Consider the following 6,921-nt stretch of genomic DNA (forward strand, 5'->3'; position numbering starts at 1 on the left):
ACGACTCCCAACGGTTTTTATGATATCAAAATTTTTATCAGGATGCAACCAAAAATCCTTTGACGCGCGAATTTTTCTTAGGAGCTTCTGAGAATGAAAATGTTGGTGATTTTTCACTGGGAAGGAAAGGAATAGATGGAAAGATTTTGAGAACCACAAGCATATCTTTATTGGTGCTTCGCGGGATGAAAATATTCTGGCATTGCTTCTGGGGAAGATTCCTGAAAATCCTTTGACATTGCTCATTTTTCCGGAGCTTCACAAAATGAAAATGTTGGTGATTTTTCACTGGGAAGGAAAGGAATAGATGGAAAAATGTTGAGAACCACAAGCATATATTTATAGGTGCTTCGCAGAATGAAAAAAATTCTGCCATTGCTTCTGGGGAAGATTCCTCAAAATCCTTTGACATTGCTCATTTTTCTGGAGCTTCACAAGATGAAAATATTGGTAATTTTCCACGCTAGGAGAGATGGATGGAAAAATGTTGAGAACCACAAGCATATCTTTATTGGTGCTTCACAGAATGAAAAAAATTCTGCCATTGCTCCTGGGGAAGATTCTTGGAAATCCTTTGACATTGCTCATTTTTCCGGAGCTTCACAAGATGAAAATATTGGTAATTTTTCACGCTAGGAGAGAAAGATGGATGGAAAGATTTTGAGAACCACAAGCATATATTTATAGGTGCTTCGCAGAATGAAAAAATTCTGGCATTGCTCATGGGGAAGATTCTTGAAAATCCTTTGGCATTGCTCATTTTTCCGGAGCTTCGCAAGATGAAAATATTGGTGATTTTTCACTGGGAAGGATATAGATGGAAAAATTTTGAGAACCACAAGCATATATTTATAGGTGCTTCGCAGAATGAAAAAAATTCTGGCATTGCTCATGGGGAAGATTCTTGAAAATCCTTTGGCATTGCTCATTTTTCCGGAGCTTCGCAAGATGAAAATGTTGGTGATTTTTCACTGGGAAGGAAAGGAATAGATGGAAAAATTTTGAGAACCACAAGCATATATTTATAGGTGCTTCACAGAATGAAAAAAATCTGCCATTGCTCCTGGGGAAGATTCCTCAAAATCCTTTGGCACGACTAATTTTTTCGGAGCTTCACAAGATGAAAATGTTGGTGATTTTCCACGCTAGGAGGAATAAATGGAAAGATTTGATGGTGGGAAAAAATTTAACAGTTCACCGATAATTGATAACTGATAACTGATAACTGATAACTGATAACTGAAATGACCATCCGCATCCGAGGTGCCAGACAACATAACCTCAAAAATATCGACCTCGAATTACCACGCGATCGCCTAATTATCTTCACAGGAGTCTCTGGCTCCGGCAAATCCTCCCTCGCCTTCGACACAATTTTCGCCGAAGGGCAACGTCGCTACGTCGAATCCCTCAGTGCCTATGCCCGACAATTTCTCGGACAACTCGACAAACCAGACGTAGACTCCATCGAAGGATTAAGCCCAGCCATTTCCATCGACCAAAAATCTACATCTCATAATCCTCGCTCCACCGTCGGCACTGTCACGGAAATTTATGACTATCTCAGATTACTATTTGGCCGAGCGGGAGAACCTCATTGTCCCATCTGCCACCATAATATTGCCCCACAAACCATAGATGAAATGTGTGACAGAATTATGGCTCTGCCAGACCGCACTAAATTTCATATCTTAGCTCCCGTGGTTCGAGGCAAAAAGGGGACTCATAAGAAACTTTTGTCTAGTTTAGCCGCTCAAGGATTTGTTCGTTTGAGGGTTGATGGAGAAGTCGTAGAAATTGCTGAAAACATCAATTTAGATAAAAATCATACACATACGATAGAAGTTGTTATTGACCGACTGATTAAAAAGCCAGGTATAGAGGAACGTTTAGCGGATTCTCTCAGTACTTGTCTACGTCAATCTACTGGAATTGCTTTGATTGACGTAGTAAATGATACATTTGCAGAGGTAGGTGCAGTGCAGAGTTTTAATAAGTATAACCTAACCTCAGCAAAAATAGCAACTTCAGCTAATTCTAAATCTGCTAATAATTCGACTAATTCCAGTCAGGAACTAGATACAGAAATAAAAAAATCTCATACTCAAATAGTATTTTCGGAAAATTTTGCCTGTCCGGAACATGGGGCAGTGATGGAAGAACTCTCGCCGCGACTCTTTTCCTTCAACTCTCCCTACGGTGCTTGTCCGACTTGTCACGGCTTGGGTAGTCTGAAGCAATTTTCCCCGGACTTAATCGTACCCGATCCTAATGCACCCTTATATTCAGCGATCGCTCCTTGGTCGAATAAGGAAAATCCCTATTATTTTTCTCTGCTTTATAGTTTGGCTGAAGCTTATGACTTTGAGATAGAAACTCCCTGGAATAAATTGAGCAAGAAAGAGCAAAAGTTGGTACTTGAAGGTAGCGACGAACCTATTTGGATAGAAACGAAAAATGGAGAAGGAGATTATCGTTACTATCCTGGAGTTATCCCGATATTGGAAAAGCAATATAAGGAGACTGGTTCGGATTTAGTCAAACAAAAATTAGAACAATATTTAGTTAACCAAACCTGCGAAACTTGCCAAGGTAAAAGATTGAAGCCAGAAGCACTTTCTGTAGAAGTAGGGCAATACAAAATTACCGACTTTACAGAAGTTTCGATTCGGGAATGTTTGGAGAAAATCAATAATTTACAACTGAGCGAACGGCAAGCAAAAATTGCCGAATTAGTATTGAGAGAAATTCGGGCAAGATTACAATTTCTGTTGGATGTTGGCTTAGATTATCTAACATTAGACCGAGCAACAATGACACTTTCTGGAGGAGAAGCTCAAAGAATTAGATTAGCAACACAAATTGGTTCTGGTTTAACAGGAGTTCTCTATGTTTTAGATGAACCAAGTATTGGTTTACATCAAAGAGATAATAGTCGTCTTTTGCAAACTTTAATCAAACTTCGAGATTTAGGAAATACATTAATAGTTGTGGAACATGACGAAGAAACTATTAGAACTGCCGACCATATTATTGATATAGGTCCGGGGGCAGGGGTACATGGGGGGCGGATAATTTCTCAGGGAAATTTTCAGACATTATTAGCAACTACAGAGTCGGTAACGGGTGCTTATTTATCTGGTAAAAAAGTTATTGCTACTCCACCGGAAAGAAGAGAAGGAAATGGAAAGTCTCTACTTCTAAAAAATTGTCATAGAAATAACCTCAAAAATATAGATGTAGAAATTCCTTTGGGAAAACTTGTCTGTATTACTGGAGTTTCTGGTTCGGGAAAATCTACTTTAATTAATGAATTACTTTATCCTGCTTTGCAAAATCATCTGAGTCGAAAAGTTCCTTTTCCCAAACAGTTAGAAAAAATCAAAGGATTAAAAGCAATAGATAAGGCAATTGTTATCGACCAATCACCTATTGGTAGAACTCCCCGTTCAAATCCGGCAACTTATACAGGAGTATTTGATGTAATTCGGGGAATATTTGCGGAAACTATAGAAGCAAAAGCCAGAGGTTATAAACCGGGAAGATTTTCTTTTAATGTTAAAGGTGGTAGATGTGAAGCTTGTAGCGGACAGGGTGTAAATGTAATTGAAATGAATTTTCTACCAGATGTTTATGTGCAATGTGATGTTTGTAAGGGTGCAAGATATAACAGAGAAACTTTGCAGGTGAAATATAAAGATAAGTCAATTGCTGATGTTTTGGATATGACTGTGGAGGAAGGTTTGAAAGTATTTAAAAATATTCCCAGGGCGGCGAGTCGATTACAAACTTTGGTAGATGTGGGATTAGGTTATGTCAAATTAGGTCAATCTGCACCGACTCTTTCTGGTGGGGAAGCGCAGAGAGTAAAATTGGCTTCGGAGTTATCTCGGCGGGCAACTGGAAAAACTATTTATTTAATAGATGAGCCAACAACTGGTTTATCTTTTTATGACGTTCATCAGTTATTAAATATTTTGCAGAGGTTGGTGGATAAGGGAAATTCGATTGTGGTAATTGAGCATAATTTAGATGTGATTCGTTGTGCTGATTGGGTAATAGATTTAGGTCCGGAAGGTGGAGATAAAGGAGGAGAAATTATTGTCTGTGGAACGCCGGAGGATGTGGCAGAGAATTCAGAGTCTTATACTGGGAAATATTTGCGAGAAGTGTTGGAAAAGTATCCGCCTAAAGTGGAGGAAAATTGAAGTAAAGGAAGAAGGAAGAAGAAAGAAGAAAGAAGAAAGAAGAAAGAAGAAAGAGGGAAGAAGGAAAAAAAGTACATGAATCTATAGTATTAATAGTAGAGCGATAGCCTCTTACCTCCCCTCAACTTTTTACCAGTTCTTCTCAGAGATAAAAATTGACAAAATAAATAACTTCTCACTACAATAGCAATCAAATAATTCTAACTAATAATTATCTAAATCCATTCTACAAAGGTTTTGAGTATGAAAAAGTTATTAGCAACATCCTTCTTAGCAGTGGGAATGATTGTTTTTGGGTCTAACACAGCTTATGGAATGACTTGCAGAGAAGCTATTTCTGTAGCAATGAGACAAATTTCTTCTAAGCAAAAAGCTTTTTTCTGGGCACAATCTAGTCAATTAGGTGGTCCAGCTTTTCGGGAAAAGCATGAGTTAAATCTGGCAATACAATTTGGTGAACGTGTTTTAAATAGTAATTGTGGTAGACTAGCATACCAAACAAATCTTCCTCCAATGATTGAAAGCGCAAAGTATACACTAGGTAATGTTCGTAAACCTGCGAGTTTTCATCAACCTGAACCAATTATCACTCCTATACCTGCCCCCCGCTAATGGAATTTATAGAGTAACAAGTTAGCTATAAGGCAATACGGTTCAGTTAAGGATTTTTTTTCCATTTCTGTAGTTTGAAAAGCCTATCTAACGGTTCCATATCATGGGAGTTTTCGTCTTAACTGAACCGTATTTGTCTAAATGTTGGCAGAAGACCCGCGCTCTCCCGTAGGGGAGCGTCGGGATTAATGCCAACCCATGCTATAATAATACTACTTAATATTAGTAACAGGCTAAAACATTGAAAGCCAGATACAAGTATCGCATATATCCAAATCATATTCAAATAATCAAATTAAATCAACTATTTGGTTGTTGCAGATACGTTTGGAATAGCGCATTAGCACACTGTAACCAACTGTATACTAATGGTCACAAGAGACCGGGCTATGTGGACTTAACTAAACAATTCATAACTCAAGCTAAAAAAGAATTATTTTGGTTAAAGGAAGTTGCATCTACTCCATTACAACAATCTCTCAAAGACTTAGACAAAGCTTACAAAAACTTCTTTAATAGTTGCGCTGGAAAACGTTTTGGAATCAAGGTTAAACCACCAAAGTTCAAGTCCAGAAAATCTAGGCAAGCTGCAAGATTTGTAGGTGCAAATTATCAGGTCGGTCAAGATAAAATCTATCTCCCAAAAGTAGGAAAAATTAAAATAGTTTTGTCTAGACCACTGGCTAGTAAACCTAGCTCAGTTACTATAATTAAAGATAGTGCAGGACGTTACTTTGCTAGCTTTGTTGTAGAAACTTGTGCTGAACATTTACCTAAGACTGAAAACTCAATAGGTATTGATTTGGGAATTTCAACTTTTGCAACTTTGAGTAATGGTGAGAAGTTTGAAGCTCCTAAGCCTCTCAAAAAAAACCTCAATAAATTAGGTAAGTTTCAACGTAAATTTGCCAAAACTGAGCTAGGTAGCAAACGTCGTGAAAAGGCAAGGGTTAGAGTTGCTAAACTTCACGCAAAAGTCAAAGACATTCGTACAGATTTTCTACACAAACTATCAACTGATTTAGCCATAAATTACGATACTATCGTATTAGAAGACTTAAATGTTTCCGGCATGGTTAAAAACCGCAAATTAGCGAAAGCAATTAGTGATTTAGGTTGGAGGCAATTTAGAACTTTAACTGAGGCTAAGTGCGAGAAATATGGTAGAGAATTTAGAACTATTTCTAGGTGGGAGCCTACATCTCAAAAGTGTTCTAATTGCGGTTTCAAAGGAGGCAAAAAAGAGCTAAATGTTAGAGAATGGACTTGCTTAAATTGTGGCACGTTTCACGACAGAGATATTAATGCAGCAGTTAATATTTTAGAAGCTGTTCAACCGAAAAACAAGGTTGAAATAGTCAAAGGAACAGTAGCAAAAAATCCTGTACAGCTATCACTTTTTAATGAAGTCGCCGAGGGTCAACGGTCGATTATTTATTGGACACGGAGGAAACGTCAGACTGAAAAGCCAGCAGATTCCAATGATGTGTCAACCCGCCCTGAGTCATTCCTTCAGCTTAGTCTGTTTGATTGATGGATGGGAATCCCGCGCTGTCTCGCAGAGTAGCGTCGGGAGGATGTCAAATATAGGTAGCCGAAAATTTGCCAGATAATTTTCCCAGATATCTGCTGTTTCTTGAGGGAAGTAGATATTTTCTGAAGTCGAGCGATCGCCTCTTACTTCCCATCAACTTTTTACAAGTTTTTCTCAGATATGAAAATTTCACTTCTATATATTAGGTATATGAAAATTTCACTTCTATATATTAGGTAGTAGAAAATTTGCTAGAGACTTTTTCCAGATATTTACTCTTTACCACAGGTAAGTAGATATTTTCTGAAGTCTAGCAACTACCTCTTGCCTTCCCTCAACTTTTTACAAGTTTTTCTCAGATATGAAAATTTCATTTCTATATACTAGATAGGTCGCAAATTTGTCAGAGACTTTTCCAAGATATCTGCGGTTTCCACAGGGAAGTAGATATTTTCTGAAGTGGAGCGCTCGCCTCTTACTTCCCATGGACTTTTTAGTAGTTTTCCTCACAGATGAAAATTTCACTCTTATATATAGGTAGTTGTTGAGTTGTCGCCTCTTACTAGA

At 37.9% G+C, this 6,921-nt stretch carries 5 protein-coding genes; 4 read left to right on the forward strand and 1 reads right to left on the reverse strand.

What is annotated here, in order from left to right:
* Positions 1–37: 37 nt before the first annotated feature.
* On the reverse strand, positions 38–412 hold the full coding sequence (locus F6K54_RS11640; RefSeq protein ID WP_293077591.1) for a hypothetical protein: 375 nt from the start codon (positions 410–412) through the stop codon (positions 38–40).
* Positions 413–438: 26 nt separating this feature from the next.
* On the opposite strand from F6K54_RS11640, the gene F6K54_RS11645 reads away from it, so the two are divergent.
* The 4 genes from F6K54_RS11645 to F6K54_RS11660 all read left to right on the forward strand — a co-directional run bounded on the left by F6K54_RS11645 (position 439) and on the right by F6K54_RS11660 (position 6,354).
* The gene (locus F6K54_RS11645; RefSeq protein ID WP_293077593.1) at positions 439–636 is read left to right on the forward strand and encodes a hypothetical protein; all 198 of its coding nucleotides are present in this window, start codon (positions 439–441) and stop codon (positions 634–636) included.
* Between the two features lie 608 nt (positions 637–1,244).
* Positions 1,245–4,208 (forward strand): excinuclease ABC subunit UvrA, encoded by a 2,964-nt coding sequence (gene uvrA / locus F6K54_RS11650; protein ID WP_293077595.1) that lies wholly within the window; start codon positions 1,245–1,247, stop codon positions 4,206–4,208.
* A gap of 243 nt (positions 4,209–4,451) precedes the next feature.
* Positions 4,452–4,820: a hypothetical protein gene (locus tag F6K54_RS11655; RefSeq protein WP_293077597.1), complete on the forward strand. Its 369-nt coding sequence runs from the start codon at positions 4,452–4,454 to the stop codon at positions 4,818–4,820.
* Between the two features lie 241 nt (positions 4,821–5,061).
* Positions 5,062–6,354 (forward strand): RNA-guided endonuclease TnpB family protein, encoded by a 1,293-nt coding sequence (locus F6K54_RS11660; protein WP_293077599.1) that lies wholly within the window; start codon positions 5,062–5,064, stop codon positions 6,352–6,354.
* Positions 6,355–6,921 lie beyond the last annotated feature (567 nt).

The sequence above is a fragment of the Okeania sp. SIO3B5 genome, assembly GCF_010692555.1.
GTDB lineage: Bacteria > Cyanobacteriota > Cyanobacteriia > Cyanobacteriales > Microcoleaceae > Okeania.

Bases quoted from the DNA above. Each gene is read 5' to 3' on its own strand.
- F6K54_RS11640 (WP_293077591.1), bottom strand. From the start codon at position 412: ATGTCAAAGGATTTTGAGGAATCTTCCCCAGAAGCAATGGCAGAATTT.
- F6K54_RS11645 (WP_293077593.1), top strand. From the start codon at position 439: ATGAAAATATTGGTAATTTTCCACGCTAGGAGAGATGGATGGAAAAAT.
- uvrA (WP_293077595.1), top strand. From the start codon at position 1,245: ATGACCATCCGCATCCGAGGTGCCAGACAACATAACCTCAAAAATATC.
- F6K54_RS11655 (WP_293077597.1), top strand. From the start codon at position 4,452: ATGAAAAAGTTATTAGCAACATCCTTCTTAGCAGTGGGAATGATTGTT.